Below are 20,883 nucleotides of genomic sequence, written 5' to 3' on the forward strand. Positions count from 1 at the left end.
CGTCCTCATCGATCGCAGGAACCCCGATGCTCAAAGTTCTGCAAGGCTGGATGCAGCGCTACTTCTCCGACGAGGAAGCAGTGGTGCTGGCGGTCATCCTGGCCCTTGGCTTCACCGTCATCCTGGCCTTCGGCAGCATGCTCGCGCCGGTGCTCGCGGCCATGGTCATCGCCTTCCTGATCAAGGGCCTGCAGGGCCACCTGGAGCGCCTGCGGGTGCCGCGCCTGTTCGCCCTGTGGCTGGTCTACGCGCTGTTCCTGGGCATGCTCGCGCTGTTCCTGCTGGTGCTGGTGCCGCTGATCTGGAAGCAGCTGTTCACCCTGCTCAACGAGTTGCCGCGGATGTTCGGCGAATGGCAGTCGGTGCTGCTGATGCTGCCCGAGCGCTACCCGGCGATGGTCACCGAGGAGCAGGTGCTGCGCCTGATCGAGACCGCGCGCAACGAACTCGGCCAGCTCGGCCAGTGGGCGCTGACCTTCTCCCTGTCGGGCCTGCCGGTGCTGGTCAACGTGATGATCTACCTGGTGCTGGTGCCGATCCTGGTGTTCTTCTTCCTCAAGGACCGCCGGCGCTTCTACAACTGGTTCCGCAGCTACCTGCCGCGCGAGCGCGGGCTGATGAAGCAGGTGTGGGCGGAGATGGACAAGCAGATCGCCAACTACATCCGCGGCAAGGTGATCGAGATCATCATCACCGGCGGCGTCACCTACGTGGCCTTCGTCGCCCTGGGGCTGAACTACGCGGCGCTGCTGGCCCTGCTGGTCGGCCTGTCGGTGGTGGTGCCCTACATAGGCGCGGTGGTGGTGACCGTGCCGGTAGCGCTGATCGCGCTGTTCCAGTGGGGCTGGAGCGATCAGTTCATCTACTTGATGGCTGCCCACGCGATCATCCAGGCGCTGGATGGCAACGTGCTGGTGCCGTTGCTGTTCTCCGAGGCGGTGAACCTGCATCCGGTGGCGATCATCTGTGCGGTGCTGCTGTTCGGCGGGCTGTGGGGATTCTGGGGGGTGTTCTTCGCCATTCCCCTGGCCACCCTGGTCAAGGCGGTGCTCGATGCCTGGCCGCGGCAGCCGGAGGCGCAGCCTCAGGTTAGTCCGATGATGTGAGCGTTTGGCTGAGCGGGGGAGCCCAGGCCGCTCCCTCCCACATCGCGGACGGAGTCCGCTCCTACGGTTACAGGGAAGCGCGGGCGTAGGAGCGGACTCCGTCCGCGATTGGATTCTCCGGCCGTGCCGGCCGCCCCGGTGGCACGAACAGCTTGTGAGAGGGATTTCCTGGCAACGGGCTCAGGCCTCGGCCAGCTCCTGCGCAGCGGCAAGCACCTCGTCGACATGGCCAGGCACCTTGACACCCCGCCACTCGCGACGCAGCACGCCCTTGGCGTCGATCAGGAAGGTGCTGCGGTCCACGCCCATGTATTCCTTGCCGTAGAGCTTCTTCAGCTTGATCACGTCGAACAGCTGGCACAGCGCCTCGTCCTTGTCGCTGATCAGCTCGAAGGGGAAGCACTGCTTGGCCTTGAAGTTCTCATGGGACTTCAGGCCGTCGCGGGAGACGCCGAAGATCACGGTGTTGGCCTTGGCGAAGGCCTCGATCTTGTCGCGGAAGCCCTGGCCTTCGGTGGTGCAGCCCGGGGTGCTGTCCTTGGGGTAGAAGTACAGCACCACCTGCTGGCCCTTCAGGGCCGAGAGTTGCACCTGCTGGCCGCTGGTGGCCGGGGCCTGGAAATCGGCGACGGGTTTGTCGAGTTCGACGGCCATGGAGCTCTCCTTGGAAATATCGGCCTTGGAAATACTGGCGACTTACGGGTGCTGCGGGCGCCAGGGTTCGATCAGCGCGTCCAGGTTCAGGGCGTCGGCGAAGTCGAGGAACTGGTCGCGCAGCCAACTGATCTGGGTACCGGCCGGCAGCGTCACGGTGATGGTGGCGTTGAGCATGCTGGTGTTGGTGTGCGGCGCCTGGTAGGTGTCGCAGGTCAGGTTCTCCAGTTCGATGTTGTGGTCGATGAAGAACTGGCACAGCTCGTTGAGGATGTCCGGGCGGTACACCGCGCTGACGTAGGCCACGTAGGGCAGGGCCTGGGCTCGGGTGACATGGGCGTTGCTGCGGGTCAGGCTGAGGGTGAAGGCATGGCGCTTGGCCAGCGCCGGCAGGCCGCCCTCGAGGCGGGCCAGGGCGTCCCAGCTGCCGGACACCTGGAGCACCAGCGCGCTGAACTCGCCGTGGCGGGTCAGGCGGCTGCTGACGACCGAGCAGCGGTTGTCCACGCAGGTGCGGCAGAGCACGCTGGTCAGCTCCATGGGGTTGGGCCCCAGGGCACTGATCAGCAGGAATTGTTCACGGGGGTGTGAGGCGGACATGCAGCTTTCCTGGGATGGGCGGCCAAGAGGGCCGCGTCGACAAAGGGGGAAGGGTAGCGAAAAGCGGCCGCCAGGGGAATGTCCGGCGTGCGTCGGGCGCCGCGCTCAGCTTGTGCAAGGCAGGTGGCACCAGTACCATTACGGCTTTCTTTTTCCGGCAGGAGCGGTTGCATGATTGCGGGCAGTATGGTGGCGCTGGTCACCCCCTTCGATGCTCAGGGTCGACTGGACTGGGACAGCCTCGCCAAGCTGGTGGACTTCCACCTGCAGGAAGGCACCAACGCCATAGTCGCCGTCGGCACCACCGGTGAATCGGCGACCCTCGACGTCGCCGAGCACCTGGAAGTCATCCGCCGCGTGGTCGACCAGGTCAAGGGCCGCATCCCGGTGATCGCCGGTACCGGCGCCAACTCCACCCGCGAGGCGGTCGAACTGACCGAAGCGGCCAAGAGCGGCGGCGCCGACGCCTGCCTGCTGGTCACCCCGTACTACAACAAGCCGACCCAGGAAGGCCTGTACCAGCACTTCCGCCACATCGCCGAAGCCGTGGCCATCCCGCAGATCCTCTACAACGTCCCCGGCCGCACCGCCTGCGACATGCTGCCGGAGACCATCGAGCGCCTGTCCAAGGTGCCGAACATCATCGGCATCAAGGAAGCCACCGGCGACCTGCAGCGCGGCAAGGAAGTGCTCGAGCGCGTCGGCAAGGACTTCCTGGTCTACTCCGGCGACGACGCCACCGCCGTCGAGCTGATGCTGATGGGCGGCAAGGGCAACATCTCGGTGACCGCCAACGTCGCCCCGCGCGCCATGAGCGAGCTGTGCGCCGCCGCCATGCGCGGTGACGCCGCCGCCGCGCGCGCCATCAATGACCGCCTGATGCCGCTGCACAAGGCGCTGTTCATCGAATCCAACCCCATTCCGGTGAAATGGGCCCTGCACGAGATGGGCCTGATCCCCGAGGGCATCCGCCTGCCCCTGACCTGGCTCAGCCCGCGTTGCCACGAGCCGCTGCGTCAGGCCATGCGCCAGACCGGCGTGCTGGCCTGAGGAGCATCGCGCATGAAGCGACTGGCAGGACTGACCGCGCTCGCCCTGGTCATCGGCAACACCTCCGGCTGCGGCTGGCTGTGGGGCAAGGACGGCTACTTCCGTGACCGCGGCACCGACTATCTGGATTCCCGGCAGACCGGGCCGATGAAGGTGCCCGAAGGGCTGCAGAGCAAGCAGCTCGACCCGCTGCTGCCGATCCCCATGAACATCGCCGACAGCCACGAGAAGGCCGGCGAGTTCGAAGTACCGCGCCCGCTGCCCCTGGCCAATGCCGGCAGCTCCAGCGACTACAGCCTGCAGAAGAGCGGCGACTCGCGCTGGCTGATCGCCCAGCGTCCGCCGGCGGAAGTCTGGCCGGTGGCCCACCAGTTCTTCCAGGACAACGGCTTCTCCTTCGCCGACGAGCGTCCGCAGACCGGCGAGTTCTCCACCAACTGGCAGCCGCTGACGCAGCTCTCCGCGCCCCTGGCCCGCCGCCTGGGCAGCCGCGTCGCCGGCGTCGACCCCGGCAGCGAGGCGCGCGTGCGCGTGCGCATCGAGCCGGGCGTGCAGACCAACACCAGCGAAGTCTACGTCCTCAGCGAAACCCGTCCGGCCGGCAGCAGCGCCAGCGCCGACTGGCCGGGCAAGCCGGTGGTCCCGGCGCTGGACGCCGCGCTGCTCGACGAAATGCTCGCCAACATGTCCACCAGCGCCGAGAAGGGCGGTTCGGTGTCCCTGCTGGCCGCGCACTCCACCTACGACACCCCCGGCAGCGTGACCCTGGAGAAGGACGGCAACGGCAACCCGATGCTGACCCTCGACTCCGACTTCGACCGCGCCTGGGTCAGCGTCGGCCGCGCCCTGGAACGCGCCGACATCCGCGTCGACGACCTCAACCGCAGCCTGGGCGTTTACTACGTGAACGTCGCCGAGGGCGCGAAGAAGCTCGAGGAAGCGAAGAAGCCCGGCTTCTTCAGCCGCCTGTTCGGCGCCAGCGAAGAGAAGGCCAAGGCCGAGGAAGACGCCAAGGCGCAGCGCTACCAGGTGCGCCTGACCACCGTGAGCAACACGGTGCAGGTCACCCTCGACAAGGACATCAACACCTCCGCGCCGACCGACGTCGCGCAGAGCGTCCTGGAAAAACTTCAAGAGAGCATGCGCAATGCGTTTCGCGGTACTGGGGAGCGGAAGCCGGGGCAATTCGGCCTTGGTGAGCAGTTCTGACACCCGGGTACTGATCGATTGCGGCTTTGCGCTGCGTGAAACCATCAAGCGTCTGGCTCGCCTGGGTGTGCACCCCGGCGAGCTGGACGCCGTCCTGGTGACCCACGAGCATGCCGATCATGTCCATGGCGTCGAACTGCTGGCCCGGCACTACGGCATTCCCGTGTACCTCAGCGACGGCACCCTGCGCGGGCTGCGCAAGCCGCTGCAGCCGGCGGGCCTGCTCAAGGCCGGCCAGCGCCTGGAGCTGAAGGGCCTGGAAGTGACCGCGGTGGGCGTCGCCCACGATGCCCGCGAGCCCCTGCAATACGTGATTTCCGATGGCCGGCGGCGTTTCGGCCAGCTCACCGACCTGGGCAGCGTCACCGCCGAGGTGCTGGAATGCTATCGTGGCCTGGACGCCCTGGTAGTGGAGGCCAACCACGACAGCGAGATGCTGGCGCGCGGCCCCTATCCCTACCCGCTGAAGGTCCGCGTGGGCGGCCAGTGGGGACACCTGAACAACCGCCAGTCCGCGCAATTCGTCGCGGAACTGGGCTGGGAAGGGCTGCAGCACCTGGTGCTGGCCCACCTCAGCGAAAAGAACAACACGCCGCAGCTGGCCCGGCAATGTTTCGTCGACACCCTCGGGTGCGACCCGGACTGGCTGCAGGTAGCCGATCAGCATTCGGGGCTGGACTGGCGCGAAATCGCCTGACCCCCTACCAACCTAGCAAGCGGAGCCCATCATGGAAAAACGCGAAGAACTCTATCGCGGCAAGGCCAAATCGGTTTACACCACCGACGACCCCGACCGCCTCGTCCTGCTGTTCCGCAACGACACCTCGGCGTTCGACGGCAAGCGCATCGAACAGCTGGACCGCAAGGGCATGGTGAACAACAAGTTCAACGCCTTCATCATGCAGAAGCTGGAAGCGGCGGGCATCCCGACCCAGTTCGACAAGCTGCTGGCCGACAACGAAGTGCTGGTGAAGAAACTGGCGATGATCCCGGTCGAGTGCGTGGTGCGCAACTACGCCGCCGGCAGCCTGGTGCGCCGCCTGGGCGTGGAAGAGGGCCTGCAGCTCAACCCGCCGACCTTCGAACTGTTCCTGAAGAACGACGCCCTGGGCGACCCCTTTATCAACGAATCCCACGTCCAGGCCTTCGGCTGGGCGACCCTGGAACAACTGGCGCAGATGAAGGCCTACTCCTTCAAGGTCAACGAAGTGCTGAGCAAGCTGTTCGACGACGCCGGCCTGCTGCTGGTGGACTTCAAGCTGGAGTTCGGCGTGTTCCACGGCCAGATCGTCCTCGGCGACGAATTCAGCCCCGACGGCTGCCGCCTGTGGGACAAGGAAACCCGCAAGAAGATGGACAAGGACCGCTTCCGCCAGGGCCTGGGCGGCGTGATCGAGGCCTACGAGGAAGTGGCGCAGCGCCTGGGCGTACCGCTCTGACCTGTTCCAGGCGCGCAAGCATCTGATAGCACGCGAAAATTTCTCAAAAGAAGGCTTCGCGTTCGCCGATCAAGCTGATATGATGCGCGCCGCACGGAGAGATGCCGGAGTGGTCGAACGGGACGGATTCGAAATCCGTTGAGTCAGCAATGGCTCCTAGGGTTCAAATCCCTATCTCTCCGCCATTACAAATGGCCAAAGCCCCTGAAATGCCTAGCGTTTCGGGGGCTTTGTCTTTTCCGGTCCTGTGAATTAGGGCGGCTTCTCCCCTGAATCCCATTACCTGCGAAATCCTATCGCCCCATGGCATAGCTGCGAGCACGACAAAGCGATTTAGATGTTGTGTGACTGCGAATCCATATCGGATCTTAACGCCTTGAGCTTCCGCTGCAGCCGAACGTTCTGGCAACCCAGGGTTACGATGAGTGTGGCCGAAAAGAGAAACCACGCGTCCTGTCCGAGGTAATGGAAGAATGCCCAGGCAAGCCCGGCCGCCAGCAGGCTCGCAAGAATCAACAGGATGCGGTCCTTCACACGCAGGCTCTCCACGTCATGGCTCGGCGGACGTTCGCAGGCATGGCTCGATCGTACAGGCCGGGGTTGTTCCTGAGTACCAGGTGCACGTCGAATCTGTACACCTCGTTTCGGCTCGCCAGGGCAAGCGCATCGGCCAGGCTCGTTCCTCCAGATAGCGTCCTGCCCAATGCCACGGCCAGGCTGCCGATGACGGCGCCAATGTAGAAGCTCGCCAGCATCGAGCCCATGGTCAGCAGGCGCTCACCCCTGAGTCCGGCCCTAGCCAGCTCAGTCACCGTTACGTTTCGGCCGAACTTCTCGAACAAGGTATTCAGGGTCGAGAGTGTGGCGAGCGCGGTAGCGGCTGTGCCGTAAAGCGATTCGGGCGCGGCAGGCCCAGTGCTTCCATGTTTTCCTTGAAATAGCTGTAGAACGATGACATTCCTGCGCCTCCTCCATGAATCAACTCATGGAGGGTTCCCTTCAGCGCATGGGCGGTATGCAGGTTCCTTCCTGTTGATTTGTAGGAAAGGCATGGCTTCGATCGGTATGCGGAAGGGGTGAGCCCTGAGGCGCGCTCGCGTACTCAGGAGCTCGCTCTCAGGCAGCCCTCAATCCTGCCCCTTCCACGCCCCCGAAGTCGCCGCGGCGCGGAACTTGGCGCGGTTGGCCGGGGTGTCGGCCGGTTCCGATTCGCCGAAGATCGCTTTCATCCAGTGGCCGTCGGTGGGGTTGGGGAAGAGGATGAAGCGCTCGCCGAACTGGGCGCGGTCCTCGTCGAGCAGGGCGGCGCGTTGCCTGGCGTCGTTGACGTAGTAGCGGCGTTTGAAGTCGTTGAGGTTGTCGCCCAGCATCAGCAGCACGTCGTAGCGTTCGGCGATGGCTTTCTGCGCGGGTTCCTTGTTGGAGCTTTCGCGCAGGATGGTGACGTGTTCCTTGTCGGCGAAAGGCACTTTCAGGCTGCGCAGGTTGTTCAGGGCGTATTCGTCGGTCCTGTCGCCCTGGTCGCGGCTGGAGACGTAGAAGATTTCCACACCCCGGGACTTGGCGTAGTCGAGGAAGTCCAGCGCGCCGGGCGTCAGGGTGGGGCCGTTGGCGGCTACCCAGCGGTCCCAGAGGGCGTCGTCGAAGAAGTCCTTGCCCTGGCTGAGCAGGGCGCCCCAATAGCTGTTGCTGCTGAGGAGGGTGTCGTCGAGGTCGCTGATGATCGCCGGTGGCCTGGCGCCGGGCTTGCGTTCGGCCAGGGCCTGGTCCAGGCGCAGCTTGGCCAGGTTGAAGCCCTGGTAGTAGAGGGCGCGGTATTCGGCGGCCGTCTGCCGCCAGGCGACGGCGGCGGTCAGCAGGTTGGGCGAGGCGGTGTCGGTTTTCGCAGTGTCGGCCAGTGCTAGCTGGAGGGGCGTGGCGAGGACGAGCAGGGCGGCAGCGATTGTCGTTCCTGGATTGGGCATGGGTGACGATCCTTGTGGCTTGTGTGCCATGGCGGCGGGGGTGGAGTTCTCATACCCCAGGCGGGGGCGGGCCTCAATCGGGGCGACGCATATCCGTAAGGAGTTGGCGTGCTTGCGGAAGGATCGGACCCGGTCGCGGGGGATGGCCTACAGACTCGTTCCGCCATGGGATTGGCGCTGTGGCCGGGCGATGGCGTGGACGGGAGGTAATGTCAAATTGCCGCCAATCCGCGTAGGCGCTTTCCTGCCGATCTGCTAGCTTGCTCTATCGGATGCCTGGATCAGGATGATGTATGGGGGCTGTGGTCGGTAAGGGGTTGTCTTTCGCCAGGCGCATCTACGTGCCGCGCATGGTCGGGTTGGGCATCGGCTTCTTCTGCGTGGCGGCGGCGCTGGAGCCGTTGCAGCGGCCGGGTTGGGCCTGGGCTCTGCTGGTGGCCAACGGCTTTCTCTGGCCGCACCTGGCCTACCAGTTGGCACGCCTGTCGCGGGCGCCGTACCAGGCGGAGCGGCGCAACCTGTTGCTGGATTCGCTGTTCGGCGGCTTCTGGGCCGGGGCCATGCAGCTCAACCCGCTGCCGAGCGTGACCATCCTGTCGATGATGGCGATGGACAACATCGCCGCCGGCGGCCTGCGCTTCTTCCTGCTGGGCAGCGTGGCGCAGCTGCTGGGTGTGCTGCTGGCCTGGCTGTGCTTCGGTATCGCCTTCACCGCCGTGGCCACGCCGCTGCAGGTATATGCCTGCCTGCCGATGCTGGTGGTCTACCCGCTGGCGGTGGGCGGCGTGAGCTACAGCCTGGCCAGGCGCCTGTCCGAGCACAAGCAGGCGTTGCGCGCGGTCAGCCGCACCGACAGCCTCACCGGGCTGCTCAACCACGGTTCCTGGATGGACCAGCTGGAGAACGAATTCCAGAAGTGCCGCCAGCAGCACACCCGGGCCAGCGTGGCGCTGATCGACATCGACCACTTCAAGGGCATCAACGACCGCTTCGGCCATGTGCTGGGCGACATGGTCATCACCGAGCTCAGCCACCTGCTCACCCATTCGCTGCGTGAAACCGACACCCCGGGGCGCTATGGCGGCGACGAGTTCTGCGTGATCCTGCCCGGCACCACCCAGACGCTGGCGGTGGAGATCATGGAGCGCCTGCGCCAGAGCTTCGCGGAAAAGCACTACCAGTTGGCGACGGACCTGTCCGTCGGCCTGAGCATCGGCGTGGCGTCCTACAGCCCCTACCAGGTGGATGCCAGCGCCTGGCTGAGCGACGCGGACAAGGCGCTGTACCGGGCCAAGCACCAGGGCCGCAACCAGGTGGTGGGCGCCGGGCCTCAGCCGCAGTAGCCGTCCATCTTCAGCCGGTTCTTCTCGCTGGGGTCGGCCTGGTACTGCTGGCGCCAGAACTGGCAGGGCGCGCTGTTGAAGCGCCGCTCCTGCTCGCTCTGCTCGACCTGCCGGCTCTGCTCGGCCTGGGCCTTGCGCTGGTTCTCCAGGTACTGCTGGAACATCGCCGCGTTGGCATCCGGGGTGGGCGCCGGAGCGCTGGCCGGCGCCGGCGACAGGCCGGCGGGCAACGGCAGGGGCGCGCCGGGCCACAAGCGCAGGAGCAGGACGCAGCTCAGGGCCACGGCGACGAAGCCCAGCCAGATGCCGGCGGCGATGCCGAGGGCGAGTTTGCAGAGACTGATGCTGGGCGAGGACATGGCGGCTCATCGTCGGGCGAAAACGCAATGGATAACCCAATTCTGCCGCCGGAGAAAGCCTGGGCGCGGCGCCCGGCGCCGCGCCTGAACCTCAGCCCTGCGGCTGTTCGAAGGCCTCCAGCGCGCGCAGCGAGTAGACGTAGGCGGCGCCGGCGTTCATGGCGATCGCCGTGGCCAGCGCCTGGGCTACTTCGGCCTCGCTGGCGCCGGCCTTGCGCGCGGCCTCGGCGTGCACGCCGATGCAGCCGTCGCAGCGGGTGGTGATGGCCACCGCCAGGGAGATCAGCTCGCGGGTCTTGGCGTCCAGCGCATCGCCATCCGCGGCGGCGGCATCCAGCGCCTGGTAGGCGGCGATCATCTTCGGATGTTTCTTACCCAATGAGCCGAAGGCCTTCTTCACCGCGGGAACGTATTCGGACCAGTTGAACAGCATGGCGGCATCTCCTTTTCGGGTTGACGGCCATGCAGCTTAGTCCGGGATTCGCCGGTCTGCGGGCGGGGTGCTCAGAGCGTCGCGACGATCTCGTAGGCCTGGCGCGCCGAGCCCAGGCCGACCTCGATCTCGTCGCCGGGGTGGCGGCCGAGCAGGGCGCCGCCCAGCGGCGAGCGCGGGGTGATGACCAGGACCTCGTGGCCGTCCAGTTCGATCTTCAGGCCGGCGGCGTCCGGACCCAGGAACAGCCAGCGGCGGCGGTCCTCATGGTCTGCCAGTTCGACCAGGGCGCTGGTCTGGATGCCCAGCTCGGCGTCGAAGTCGCGCAGCGCCAGGCCCTGGAACGAGGCGAGCGCCTGGCGGATCTCCTCCACCCGGCGCGATTGCCCGGCGGCCAGGTAGGCCGCTTCCAGGCCGAGGGTGTCGTACTTGTTCTCGGCGACGTTTTCCTCGTGGGTGGCTGCCTCGTGGGCGGTGCGCGCGGCGCGGACGGCGACATCGAGGTCGGCGTCGAGGCGCTGGAGGATCAACTGGTGGGCGCGTTGCTTGTCCATGGTGACGGCTGCCTGGGCATGAAGGGGCCTATCCTAGGGCCTTTGCCTGGCATCGGCGAATGGTCTTTCAAGTTTTTCCTACGGCAGTCGATAGAGCGGCAGAACACCCGGAAAAAGGAACCTCGGGCATGAACCTTTCCCTGACGCCTTCCAGCCAGGCCCTCGCCGGTCAATTGCGGATAGCTGCCAATGGCGATGGCGGCACGGCGGCCGATGCCGCCCAGGATGACGGCGCCGTGACCACCCGTGGCGCGAAGGCCGGAAGCCAGGGCGCGGCTGGCGCCGGCGCCGAAAGCGGCGGCAGCTCCAGCGTTGCCGTCGAGCAGTTGCAGAAGCGCCTGCAGCAGCTGCAGAAGCAGTTGCAGCAGGAGCAGCAGGAACTGGCGGCCGCGCAGGAGCGGCAATATTCCTCGGAAAACGAGCGCACCGCGATCATCATGGCCCTGCAAAGCCGCATCGCCAGCACCAGCGCCGCCATGCAGGCCACGGCGGCGGCGCTGGCCGAGGCGATCCGCAATGGCGGCGGTGGCGCCGGTGCCTTGCTCAGCACCAGCGCCTGAGGCGCCTCAATAGCCGGCCAGGATGTTGACGATCACCCCGGTGGCGATGGCCACCAGCACGTAGTCGCCGTTGACGTACAGCCAGCGATGGTCGCGCGGCGGCGCGTAGAGGTGACGGGCGCGCCAGTCGGTGACCCAATAGCGGTCGCTGCGGTAGACCGGCTGCACCACCACGCCGCGGCGCCATTCGCGATGCGGCACCGGCATGCCGGCCTGCGGGCGGAAGTGCGGGTCGCGGTAGTAGCGCGGGTCGGCGTGGCCCTGGCGACCCTGGTAGTGGCCGCCCTGGGAGCCTTTCTGCTGTTGGTATTGCTGGTGCTGCTGCGGGCGATTGTCCGGGCGGTTCGGGCCGTGGTCCGGGCCGGGGCCCTGCTGGGCGAAACTCGCCAGCGGGCTGCCGAGCATCAGGGCGGCACAGAGCAGGGCGACGGTCTTCTTCATGGTGTTCTCCTGGCGCGGCCGGCGGTTGCGGCGCGCGCTGCTATCGGTCGATCCCGCCACCGGGCGCAGCCGGTTCGGGTACTTCATGAGACCGTGCGTCCAGGTCAAGAAACGCCAATGTGGAGTAAAGGTCCGGTAAAGAATTCGTCGCTTTCGTCAGGGCGCTGATACATGGCCGCCCGAACCGCGTCCGGCACTCTGCCGGAAAAGGGGAAGTGCTTTGTGCGGTTTTCACATTTAATGGTATGTTTGCATAAAATGCACGAAAGAGGTACGGCATGAGCGCACTGATCCGGGAAACCCCGTCGGCCGATCTGGTCCTGGCCAAGGCGGTACTGGCTGCCCGTGAGCAACTGGGCATGACGCAGCAGGAGCTGGCCGCCATCGTCGGCGTCGACCGCAGCGCGGTGAGCCGCTGGAAGAGCGGCGGCCTGCGGGTGGGCAGCAAGACCGGCGAGCTGGCGCTGCTGCTGGTGCGGGTATACCGCGCGCTCTTCGCCCTGTTCGGCGGCAACCTGGAGGACATGCGTCACTTCCTGCGCACCCCCAACCGCCACCTGAGCGGGGTGCCGTTGCAGCGGATGGAGCAGGTGCAGGGCCTGGTGCAGGTGGTCGAGTACCTCGACGCCATCCGGGGCAAGATCTGAATGGCCCTCGACGCCGGCGCCGAACTGTGGCGCGAATGCCGGGGCGAGCAGGCCATCGCCCCGCTGCGGGGCAAGCTGGTGCGCCTGGTGGAGAGCCAGGAGCAGGTCGCGACCCTGCAACTGGTGGATACCCTGGAGGAGCAGGCCCTGCTGGAAGAGCTGATCGAGACCAGCAAGCCGCAACTGCCGCCGTCCACCGAAACCCTGCACTACCTGCTCAAGACGCCGTTCCGCTACCCGCCGCTGCGCTGGGGCTCGCGCTTCGGCCGCCGCCACGAACCCAGCCTGTTCTACGCCGCGTTGCGCCTGGAGACGGCCATGGCCGAGGCGGCCTATTACCGCTTCGTGCTCTGGGAGGGCATGGCCAGTCCGCCGCCCAGCGGGCGCATCCTTTCCGAGCACGCTTCTTTCGAGGCGCGTTTCCAGGTGCAACGGGGCATACGCCTGCAGGCGCCGCCCTTCGACAGCTATGCCGAGCGCCTGCAGGACCCGCGGGACTACCGCCTGACCCAGGCGCTGGGCAGCGCGATGCGCGCTGCCGCGGTGGAGGCCTTCGAATACCGCTCGGCGCGCTGCCCGGAAGGTGGGCTGAATGCCGCGCTCTTCGTGCCTTCGGCCTTCGTCGACAAGCGCCCGCGCAACCTCATGCCCTGGCTGTGCGAGACCACCGCCGACTACGTGGCCTTCAAGCATGCCCAGGTGCCGGGGGCGCCGCGGCTGTTCCCGCGCGCGGGATTCCTGGTCGAGGGCGACCTGCCGCACCCGGCGTGACCGTCCGTCGTCCTGCCCGCGCGGGGTGGGGCGAACGCGCTAGCTTATTGCGCTGGCCAAGCAACGGAGTGCGCCATGGACATTCGCCTGGAAGCCCATCCCCATGACCGCCGCCAGTGGCGCGTCTACCTCAACCAGTACTTCTTCCAGTACCCCGACAAGCCCACCGCGCAACGCATGTACGAGCGCGTGCTGGAGTCGTTGGGTCAAGCCGCGCCTGTTGCCGGGGCGGGCAATATTCCTAGCCAGGAACGTCGGCGCAGAGCCCGCGAATGCGTCTGATTCGCTGCTGAAGCTTGCCTGAAAATCCCTTCGGATTGCCCTGAAATGAGGCGGTCCGCCCCTGTCCGGCGCGGACTTGTGCACAATGTTAGTGACTGTTGTCAAGCACCGGAAACATTCCTCCGTAAGCGCTTGATTTTTCGTTGAGCGTTTGTAAATTATTGATTTTTAATGGCTTTATTTATTGGTGAAAAAAGCACCAATCTAAGCGGCAGCCCCAGCGGGCAAGGCGTATAAGACGTTTTCATCACCTTATCCACGCAGTTATCCACAGCTTCTGTGGATTGTCCCAAGCGCTTGCTTTCCTTCCGCGTTGTCAAGAGCCCTGACGGCAAAAGCCGCACTGAATTCCTATTCGCGGCTGCTACCATGGCGCGAATTTTCCTGCGACCACCCGCCCTGGAGCGCCCATGCCCGTCGACTTGCCCAACCTGCTGATCGGACTGCTGGCCGCCACGCTGCCGCTGGGCTGGTTGGCCTGGCACCTGCGCGAGCGCGCGGCGCGGCAGGAGAGCGAACTGGTGCTGTTGCGCGAACGCCTGACCACCGCGCAACTTGCCCAGGATGGCCTGGGCGCGCAGCTGGAGGCCGAGCGCGAAGCCTTCCAGCGCCTGAGCGGCCGCCACGGCGAGCTGGCCGGCGAGGCCGCGGCCTTGCGCCGCGAGGTGGACCTGGGCCGCGCCGAGCGCGAGCGCCAGCAGCAGGCCGAGCGCAGTTGGCAGGCCGAGCGCGAGAGCCGCGAGGAGGAACTGCGCCGGCTGTCCGCCGAGCGCGCCGCGCTGGCTGCCGAACTGCGCGAGCAGCAGGAAGGCCACCAGCAGCGCCTGGGCGACCTGCAGGCGGCGCGGGACGAGCTGCGCGCGCAGTTCGCCGAGCTGGCCGGGAAGATCTTCGAGGAGCGCGAGCAGCGCTTCGCCGAGGCCAGCCAGCAGCGCCTGGGGCAGTTGCTCGACCCGCTGAAGGAGCGCATCCAGGCCTTCGAGAAACGCGTGGAAGAGAGTTATCAACAAGAGGCCCGCGAGCGCTTCTCCCTGGGCAAGGAGCTGGAGCGCCTGCAGCAGCTCAACCTGCGCCTGGGCGAGGAGGCGACCAACCTGACCCGCGCGCTCAAGGGCCAGAAGACCCAGGGCAACTGGGGCGAACTGGTGCTGGAGCGGGTGCTGGAGCACGCCGGCCTGGAGAAGGGCCGCGAGTACGAGACCCAGGTCAGCCTGCGCGCGGCGGACGGCGAGCGCTTCCAGCCCGACGTGCTGATCCGCCTGCCCGGCGACAAGCAGGTCGTGGTGGATGCGAAGGTCAGCCTCACCGCCTACCAGCAGTTCGTCGCCAGTGACGACGAGGTGATCCGCCAGCAGGCGCTGAAGCAGCACGTGCTGTCGCTGCGCAACCACGTGAAGGGTCTTTCCGGCAAGGACTACCGGCGCCTGGAAGGCCTGCACAGCCTGGACTTCGTGCTGCTGTTCATGCCGGTGGAGGCGGCTTTCTCGGTGGCCCTGCAGGCCGAGCCGAACCTGTTCCAGGAGGCCTTCGAGCGCAATATCGTGATCGTCAGCCCGACCACCCTGCTGGCCACCCTGCGGGTGATCGACAGCCTCTGGCGCCAGGAGCGGCAGACGCAGAACGCCCGCGAGATCGCCGAGCGCGCCGGCGCGCTGTACGACAAGTTCGTGCTCTTCGTCCAGGACCTGGACGAGATGGGCTCGCGCCTGCAGCAGCTGGACAAGGCCTACGCGGCGGCGCGCAACAAGCTCTGCGAGGGGCGCGGCAACCTGATCAGCCGAGCGGAACAGATCAAGCTGCTCGGCGCGCGGGCCAGCAAGAGCTTGCCGGGGGATTGGCTGGAGCGGGCGTTGGGTGATGAGCCGCAGGTTCTGGAAGAGGACAAATAGTCCTACGTTGCTGCGCTTTTCGTAGGAGCGAGCTTGCTCGCGAACCCTAGGCTGTGGCGCGGGGATTGAGTCCGCTCCCTCTCCCCAGCCCTCTCCCTGAAGGGAGAGGGGGCTAGTCCGTGCCGAGAGAAGGAATGGCTCCAGCCGGTAACCCTCGGTGTTGACGGCTAACTCCAGAACACCCAACTCTGCCCGACGGTCCCCTCTCCCTTCAGGGAGAGGGTTAGGGAGAGGGTGCTCTTGCTCTTACCCGGAACTCCCCTCAACCCCGCGCCGCCCGACTCGCCGCCGGCGAGCGCGCCAGGTAGTCCAGGGCCTCCTGGGTGTTGGCCTCGTGGTCCGGGTGGTACCAGGGCTTGAAATAGCGCAGGAAGCTGCCGGCCAGCGAGGCTCGCCGCGGCAGCAGGCCGCGCTTTTCGCTGTCGCGCCAGATGCGCCAGAAGGGCCGCGGCCTGCCCAGGCTCGGGTCCTGGCGGGCTAGGGTGCGGGTGCCGAAGGCGAACAGCCAGATGATCAGCGGCCAGACCACGAACATCCACAACTGGCGGCTGACGAAGCTGCCGCCCAGGTGCACGTGCAGGTCGTGGGCGACGTTGCGGTGCTCCACTTCCTCGGCGCCGTGCCAGCGGAACAGGTCCAGCAGCACCGGATCGGAGCCGGCGCGGTCCAGCGCCTCGGCTTCCAGCACCCATTTGCCCAGCACACAGGTGAAGTGCTCGACCGCTGCGACTATGGCGCAGCGCTGGCCGATCCACCAGCGGCGCAGCCAGGGCGTTCTGTTGAACAACTGCAGCCCCAGCGGGGTGTCGCTGAGCAACTGCTCGAACAGGTAGTCCATGGCCTTCAGGTAGCGGCTGGAGTCGATGCCGTGCACCGTCAGGTAGCGCTCCACGGCGCCGGAGTGGGCGCGGGCGTGCATCGCTTCCTGGCGGATGAAGCCCTGCACGTCGTCGCGCATGCGCGCGTCCTTCACGAAGGGCAGGGCCTTGTTGTACAGGCGGCAGAACCACAGCTCGCCGGCCGGCAGCATCATGTGGATGACATTGATGACGTGGGAGGCCTCGGCCTGCCCGGGGATCCAGTGCAGTGGCGAGGCGCTGTAGTCGAACTGCACCTTGCGCTGCACCAGGCGGTGATGATGGTCGGTCATGGTTGGCCTCGGGAAGTCAGGTCGAAACGGGCGAACAGGCGCGACAGGCCGGGCAGCAGGCGCCACTGCCAGCGCGCCAGGTGCACCTCGGCGCCGGCGGCGACCACCGGCTGGTTGCGCTGCACGGCCTGGACGATCTTCTCGCCCACCCTGTCCGGGCTCAGCCGGCGCCGGCGGTAGAAGCGCTGCACCTTGGCGCGGCGGCGGGCCTGCTGCTCCTCGCTGAGGCCGGCGAAGCGGGTGGCCTGGACGATGCCGGTGTCGACGAAGCCGGGGCAGGCCGCGCTGACGCCGATGCCGTGCCCGGCCAGTTCGGCGCGCAGGCATTCGCTGAGCATCAGCACCGCCGCCTTGCTGGTGGCGTAGGCCGGGTAGTTGCGCGAGGGCGCGAAGGCCACGCCGGAGGCGACGTTGACCAGGTGCCCGGGCTTGCCGGCCTCGACCATCTGCCGGCCGAACAGGCGGCAGCCGTCGATGACGCTCCACAGGTTGACGCGCAGCAGGCGCTCCCAGTCCTGGGCGCTGGTGTCGAGCATGGCTCCGGCCAGGCCGATGCCGGCGTTGCTGACTACCACGTCGGGCACGCCCAGGCTGCCCTTCACCCAGGTGGCGAAGCGTTCCATGGCGATGCTGTCGCCGACGTCCACGCAATAGCTGAAGGCCGTGGCGCCAAGGCTGCGGGCCTGGGCGGCGCTGGCTTCGGCGGCGGCCGGGTCGATGTCCGCGGCGAGCACGCTGGCGCCCTGTTCGGCGAAGCGCAGCAGGGTGGCGCGGCCGATGCCGCCGCCGGCGCCGGTGACCACCACCAGCTTGCCGGCGAAGGGCCCGGCGCCGGGTTTCTGCTGGGCGCGCTGCAGCGGCTGGCTGGCCTCGCCGCCGTCGATGTGGCGGGCGAATTCGTCGATCCAGCCGGCCAGTTGTTCCGGCTCGGCGAGCAGTTGCCAGTGCCCGGCGGCCACCTCGCGGCGCCACAGCCGCGGCGCCCACAGCGAAAGCTGCTGGAACAGCTGCTGGCCGACGTAGCGGTCGCGGGTCGGCACCACCAGTTGCACCGGCACCTCGGTATGGCGCTTGCGCGGCTTGAAGATCGAACCGATGAAGTTGGCCCGGTACAGCTTCACGCCGTGCTCGCCGTCGCTGGCCTGGTGCGGGTTGCGCCCGGGGTTGCGGATGCCCTCGACCTTGCGCAGGTACTGCGGCCACAGGCGCGCGGCGCCCAGGCGCCAGGACAGCGCCGGCAGTAGCGGCAGGTGGAAGTAGTAGATGTACCAGGAGTGCAGCAGCTGGCTGAGCATCTGCAGCAGCGCGGCCGGGCGCCTGCGCCGCAATCGGTCGCGCATCCAGTGGCCGACGTGGTCCAGGCAGGGCCCGGAAATGCTGGTGTAGGAGGCGATGCGCTGGCGCAGCGCCGGGTCGGTGACGCTCTCCCAGGTCTGGATCGAGCCCCAGTCGTGGGCCACCAGGTGCACCGCGCGTTCGGGGCTGACGGCGTCGAGCACGGCTTTCAGGTCCTGGCTGAGCAGCTCCAGGCGGTAGTCGCGGGTGCGCCGTGGTTTGTCCGAGGCGCCGGCGCCGCGCACGTCGTAGGCCACCACCTGGTAGCGGCCGAGCAGGCGGGCGATCAGCGGCAGCCAGACTTCGTGGTTGTCCGGGTAGCCGTGGACGAACAGCAGCATCGGCTTGTTCGCATCGCCCCAGCGGTACACCGCCAGGCGCACCGCGCCGGATTGCACGTCGAGGCGTTCGGCCGGCGGCAGGCCGGGGTTCTCGAGCATTGCGTTCATGCGGCCTCCCGTGGCGGCGGCGGGAGCGGATGGGCGGACGGGGTGCCTCGGGGCATGACGTTCTCCAGGCCATTGTTGTTGTACGGAGCGACCATGACATTGGTCGATGTCACAGTGGATGCTGACCCATTCGCCCCGCCCGCGCCATGCCCGGCGGCGCTGTTACCAATGCGGGCAGCGGCGCGCAGCCCAGTGGCCATGCGGGTTTGGCGAAAAGGGCAGGGTGCGCGGGGCGATGAAGTCCCGCCTTTGGTTGGGCGTTGTGACGGGCTTCGCAAGCGCTTGCGTATCGATGCCTTGCGGTTGTGGCCGGCGCCGGGCGCTGGCTATGATCGCCGCCATGAGCACACCCCTGAGCCTTCTGCAGCGCCTGCTCCAGCGCCCCGAGCAAAGCCCGGCGGAGATGGAGGACGAGCGCGAATTCAGCGTCGACGAGCTGGCCCGCGAGGCCGGCAGCACGGTGCGCAACATCCGCGCCTACCAGGACCGCGGCCTGTTGCCGCCGCCGGAGCGGCGCGGCCGCAGTGGCGTGTACTTCGCCAGTCACCTGCGCCGCCTGCGCCTGATCGGCGGCCTGCTGGAGCGCGGCTACGGCCTGTCGAACATCAAGGAGCTGCTGGAAAGCTGGGAGCGCGGCCACGACCTCGACCACGTGCTGGGGCTGGACCAGGCCATCCTCGGCGCCTGGAACCTGGAGACGCCGGGGCAGATCGGCTTCGACGAACTGCAGGCGATCTTCGGCGACGAACTCAACGACGAGGTCATCGACCGCGCCCTGCAGCAGGGCCTGCTGCAATTCGACGGCGAGCGCATCAGCATTCCCAGCCCGCGGCTGTTCAACGCCGGCGTCGAGCTGTACCGCTCGGGCATTCCCCTGGCCGCGCTGCTGGAGCACCTGGCGGTGCTGCGCGGCGACACCGAGCACCTGGCAGCCGGCATCGTGCGCCTGGTGGTCACCCACCTGGTGGACAAGCGCGGCGCCGAGCTGCTGCCTGGCGCGGCCGACCTGGAGCAACTGGCCGAGGTGTTCATGCGCCTGCGCCCGCTGGCCGAGCAGGTGGTGCTGGTGGAACTGGCGCGGGGCCTGAAGCGGTCGGCCAACGAGATGCTCGGCGAGCGGGTGGGGGAGATCCTCCGCCAGTTCGAGCAGCCGCGCTGACGCCGCTTCTGCAAGGTGCTTTTCGTAGGATGGGTTGAGCTTGCGAAACCCATGCGGTCATGGCGATGGGTATCGCTTCGCTCCACCCATCCTACGGGCGTTGCATTGGCTCGCCTGATCTACACGAAGAGCAGCGTCAGCGCCCCCGCGGCGAGGCCGGCGACCATCACCGGTACGCAGCGCAGGGCCAGCCGGGCGCCGCCGACCAGGGCGATCAGGACGGCCTTGACCAGGCTGTTGCTGACCACGGCGAGGACGATGCCGTGCCCGGCCACTTCGGCGTCCAGCCCGCCCAGGGCGTTGCTGGCCAGGGACAGGGTGATGGCGTCGACGTCGGCCAGGCCCGAGAGCAGCGCCACCAGGTACACGCCGACGTCGCCCAGGTAGCGGTGCCCGGCCTCGACCAGGAACAGGATCAGCGCCAGCAGGGCAGCGAAGCGCAGGGCCGGGCCCAGTTCGAAGGGGTTCTTCAGCGGCGGTTCGCTGGTGGCGGGCGTCTCGTCCCGGCTGGCGCGCTGCCAATACAGCAGCGCGCCGCCGGCATAGACCAGGGTGGCGACGATCAGCGGCGGCAGCAGGTCCGGCAGCAGCTCGACGTTGACCAGGCCGACCTCCAGGGCCACCCGCGGGAACATCAGCGCCGAGGTGGCCAGCAGGCCGGCGGCCAGCAGCGGTTGCAGGCGGCGTTGCCCGTGCATGCCGGCGAGGGTGAGAGTCATTGCCGTGGAGGACACCAGGCCGCCGAGCAGCGCGGTGATCAGCAGGCCGTGACGGGTGCCGGTGAGGCGCACGGCGACGTAGGCGGCGAAGCCCAGGCCGGCGATCAGCACCACCATCCACCAGCTGGCGTAGGGGTTGAACACCTGCCAGGGACCGTAGCCCTGGTTGGGCAGCACCGGCAGCATCACCACCGAGATGAACAGCAGCTTGAAGGCCGCCGAGAGTTCGCGGGCGTCCAGGTGCTTCAGCGCGGCATGCAGGGATTCCTTCAGGCTCAGCAGCAGCGCCACCACCACGCCGCCGCCGGCGGCCAGCAGGCGGCTGTCGGCCACCGCCAGGCTGCCCAGCAGGAAGGTGGCGAGCAGGGCGACCTCGCTGGTCATGCCCTGGTCGCCGCTGCGGCCCACGTCGGCCAGGTAGCCGGCCACCGCCAGCAGGCCCACCAGCAGCGCCATCACCGCCCAGGCCCAGACGCCGAAGTGCCCGGCCAGCAGCGCGCTCAAGCCGCCCAGCAGGCCGGCCAGGGTGAAGGTGCGGATGCCGGCGACCTGGCGGATGTCCTCGAAGTCGCGCTCGCGCCAGCCGCGCTCGGTGCCGACCAGCAGGCCGATGGCCAGGGCGGTGGTGAGGTCGAGGACGAGTTCCATGTGGTCCAGCATCGTGGGACGGCTCCGTGCGGGGATGCTGGGAGTCTAGAAGCTGACGGCGTGGAGGGGATGTTCCAGGTCAAGGCGGGGGATTTCATTCGTGATTCGCGGCGGGACGTCCG

24 protein-coding genes and 1 tRNA gene are annotated in these 20,883 nt (G+C 67.4%); 13 read left to right on the forward strand and 12 right to left on the reverse strand.

Annotation, left to right across the window (positions count from 1 at the left end; genetic code table 11):
- Positions 1-26: 26 nt before the first annotated feature.
- Entirely contained in the window at positions 27-1,106 is a 1,080-nt protein-coding gene (locus RN02_RS17795; protein WP_009620612.1) for an AI-2E family transporter, read from the forward strand.
- 180 nt (positions 1,107-1,286) lie between these two features.
- On the opposite strand, the gene RN02_RS17800 is transcribed toward RN02_RS17795, so the two are convergent.
- Positions 1,287-1,760, reverse strand: coding sequence for a peroxiredoxin (locus tag RN02_RS17800; RefSeq protein WP_043315582.1), 474 nt, complete (start codon positions 1,758-1,760; stop codon positions 1,287-1,289).
- Between the two features lie 42 nt (positions 1,761-1,802).
- On the reverse strand, positions 1,803-2,360 hold the full coding sequence (locus tag RN02_RS17805) for a glycine cleavage system protein R (protein ID WP_043271112.1): 558 nt from the start codon (positions 2,358-2,360) through the stop codon (positions 1,803-1,805).
- 171 nt (positions 2,361-2,531) lie between these two features.
- On the opposite strand from RN02_RS17805, the gene dapA reads away from it, so the two are divergent.
- From dapA to RN02_RS17830, 5 genes are all read left to right on the forward strand, one after another.
- Positions 2,532-3,410, forward strand: coding sequence for a 4-hydroxy-tetrahydrodipicolinate synthase (dapA, locus tag RN02_RS17810; RefSeq protein ID WP_043271110.1), 879 nt, complete (start codon positions 2,532-2,534; stop codon positions 3,408-3,410).
- 12 nt (positions 3,411-3,422) lie between these two features.
- Positions 3,423-4,619, forward strand: a complete 1,197-nt coding sequence (gene bamC / locus RN02_RS17815) for an outer membrane protein assembly factor BamC (RefSeq protein WP_043315584.1) — start codon at positions 3,423-3,425, stop codon at positions 4,617-4,619.
- The gene (locus RN02_RS17820; protein WP_043315586.1) at positions 4,558-5,316 is read left to right on the forward strand and encodes an MBL fold metallo-hydrolase; all 759 of its coding nucleotides are present in this window, start codon (positions 4,558-4,560) and stop codon (positions 5,314-5,316) included. The genes bamC and RN02_RS17820 overlap by 62 nt, the downstream gene beginning before the upstream one ends.
- 31 nt (positions 5,317-5,347) lie before the next feature.
- Positions 5,348-6,058: a phosphoribosylaminoimidazolesuccinocarboxamide synthase gene (purC, locus tag RN02_RS17825; protein WP_009620599.1), complete on the forward strand. Its 711-nt coding sequence runs from the start codon at positions 5,348-5,350 to the stop codon at positions 6,056-6,058.
- Positions 6,059-6,153: 95 nt separating this feature from the next.
- Positions 6,154-6,243, forward strand: a tRNA-Ser gene (locus RN02_RS17830).
- 148 nt (positions 6,244-6,391) lie between these two features.
- On the opposite strand, the gene RN02_RS17835 is transcribed toward RN02_RS17830, so the two are convergent.
- From RN02_RS17835 to RN02_RS17845, 3 genes are all read right to left on the reverse strand, one after another.
- Positions 6,392-6,592 carry a hypothetical protein gene (locus RN02_RS17835; protein ID WP_043315588.1) on the reverse strand — a complete coding sequence of 67 codons (201 nt, stop codon included), beginning with the start codon at positions 6,590-6,592 and terminating at the stop codon, positions 6,392-6,394.
- Entirely contained in the window at positions 6,589-6,900 is a 312-nt protein-coding gene (locus RN02_RS17840; protein WP_052267762.1) for a hypothetical protein, read from the reverse strand. The genes RN02_RS17835 and RN02_RS17840 overlap by 4 nt, the downstream gene beginning before the upstream one ends.
- Before the next feature lie 285 nt (positions 6,901-7,185).
- Positions 7,186-8,022: a 5'-nucleotidase, lipoprotein e(P4) family gene (locus RN02_RS17845; RefSeq protein ID WP_043315590.1), complete on the reverse strand. Its 837-nt coding sequence runs from the start codon at positions 8,020-8,022 to the stop codon at positions 7,186-7,188.
- Between the two features lie 293 nt (positions 8,023-8,315).
- Here RN02_RS17845 and RN02_RS17850 point away from each other — a divergent pair, with 293 nt between their 5' ends.
- Positions 8,316-9,365, forward strand: coding sequence for a diguanylate cyclase (locus tag RN02_RS17850; protein WP_043315592.1), 1,050 nt, complete (start codon positions 8,316-8,318; stop codon positions 9,363-9,365).
- Here the strand turns inward: RN02_RS17850 and RN02_RS17855 are convergent.
- The 3 genes from RN02_RS17855 to RN02_RS17865 all read right to left on the reverse strand — a co-directional run bounded on the left by RN02_RS17855 (position 9,353) and on the right by RN02_RS17865 (position 10,711).
- Entirely contained in the window at positions 9,353-9,724 is a 372-nt protein-coding gene (locus RN02_RS17855) for a hypothetical protein (RefSeq protein ID WP_043315594.1), read from the reverse strand. The genes RN02_RS17850 and RN02_RS17855 overlap by 13 nt on opposite strands.
- Positions 9,725-9,815: 91 nt before the next feature.
- Positions 9,816-10,157: a carboxymuconolactone decarboxylase family protein gene (locus RN02_RS17860; RefSeq protein ID WP_009620588.1), complete on the reverse strand. Its 342-nt coding sequence runs from the start codon at positions 10,155-10,157 to the stop codon at positions 9,816-9,818.
- Positions 10,158-10,228: 71 nt separating this feature from the next.
- A complete protein-coding gene (locus tag RN02_RS17865) occupies positions 10,229-10,711 on the reverse strand; it encodes a GreA/GreB family elongation factor (RefSeq protein ID WP_043315595.1) in 483 nt (160 codons plus the stop codon).
- Between the two features lie 128 nt (positions 10,712-10,839).
- Between RN02_RS17865 and RN02_RS17870 the strand changes: the two genes are divergently transcribed.
- A complete protein-coding gene (locus RN02_RS17870; protein WP_052267763.1) occupies positions 10,840-11,271 on the forward strand; it encodes a hypothetical protein in 432 nt (143 codons plus the stop codon).
- A 6-nt stretch (positions 11,272-11,277) separates the two neighbouring features.
- Here the strand turns inward: RN02_RS17870 and RN02_RS17875 are convergent, their stop codons facing one another.
- Positions 11,278-11,712: an RcnB family protein gene (locus RN02_RS17875; RefSeq protein WP_043315712.1), complete on the reverse strand. Its 435-nt coding sequence runs from the start codon at positions 11,710-11,712 to the stop codon at positions 11,278-11,280.
- Positions 11,713-11,990: 278 nt separating this feature from the next.
- On the opposite strand from RN02_RS17875, the gene RN02_RS17880 reads away from it, so the two are divergent.
- The 4 genes from RN02_RS17880 to rmuC all read left to right on the forward strand — a co-directional run bounded on the left by RN02_RS17880 (position 11,991) and on the right by rmuC (position 15,301).
- The gene (locus RN02_RS17880) at positions 11,991-12,359 is read left to right on the forward strand and encodes an antitoxin Xre/MbcA/ParS toxin-binding domain-containing protein (protein ID WP_043271094.1); all 369 of its coding nucleotides are present in this window, start codon (positions 11,991-11,993) and stop codon (positions 12,357-12,359) included.
- On the forward strand, positions 12,360-13,130 hold the full coding sequence (locus RN02_RS17885) for an RES family NAD+ phosphorylase (RefSeq protein WP_043315597.1): 771 nt from the start codon (positions 12,360-12,362) through the stop codon (positions 13,128-13,130). It begins immediately after the preceding gene.
- A gap of 75 nt (positions 13,131-13,205) precedes the next feature.
- Complete coding sequence (locus tag RN02_RS17890) at positions 13,206-13,412, forward strand: hypothetical protein (protein ID WP_043271090.1); 207 nt, start codon at positions 13,206-13,208, stop codon at positions 13,410-13,412.
- A gap of 524 nt (positions 13,413-13,936) precedes the next feature.
- Positions 13,937-15,301: a DNA recombination protein RmuC gene (gene rmuC, locus RN02_RS17895; protein WP_152623779.1), complete on the forward strand. Its 1,365-nt coding sequence runs from the start codon at positions 13,937-13,939 to the stop codon at positions 15,299-15,301.
- A 262-nt stretch (positions 15,302-15,563) separates the two neighbouring features.
- Here rmuC and RN02_RS17900 read toward each other — a convergent pair whose 3' ends face one another.
- Together RN02_RS17900 and RN02_RS17905 are read right to left on the reverse strand one after the other, a co-directional pair.
- A complete protein-coding gene (locus tag RN02_RS17900; RefSeq protein ID WP_009620572.1) occupies positions 15,564-16,451 on the reverse strand; it encodes a metal-dependent hydrolase in 888 nt (295 codons plus the stop codon).
- Positions 16,448-18,235 carry an SDR family oxidoreductase gene (locus RN02_RS17905; protein WP_043315602.1) on the reverse strand — a complete coding sequence of 596 codons (1,788 nt, stop codon included), beginning with the start codon at positions 18,233-18,235 and terminating at the stop codon, positions 16,448-16,450. The genes RN02_RS17900 and RN02_RS17905 overlap by 4 nt, the downstream gene beginning before the upstream one ends.
- A 403-nt stretch (positions 18,236-18,638) precedes the next feature.
- Between RN02_RS17905 and RN02_RS17910 the strand changes: the two genes are divergently transcribed.
- On the forward strand, positions 18,639-19,394 hold the full coding sequence (locus RN02_RS17910) for a MerR family transcriptional regulator (RefSeq protein WP_152623780.1): 756 nt from the start codon (positions 18,639-18,641) through the stop codon (positions 19,392-19,394).
- Positions 19,395-19,513: 119 nt separating this feature from the next.
- Here RN02_RS17910 and RN02_RS17915 read toward each other — a convergent pair whose 3' ends face one another.
- Complete coding sequence (locus tag RN02_RS17915; RefSeq protein ID WP_009620567.1) at positions 19,514-20,773, reverse strand: MgtC/SapB family protein; 1,260 nt, start codon at positions 20,771-20,773, stop codon at positions 19,514-19,516.
- Between the last annotated feature and the right edge of the window lie 110 nt (positions 20,774-20,883).

This window comes from Pseudomonas sp. PI1, from assembly GCF_000812405.1.
Lineage (GTDB): Bacteria > Pseudomonadota > Gammaproteobacteria > Pseudomonadales > Pseudomonadaceae > Pseudomonas > Pseudomonas citronellolis.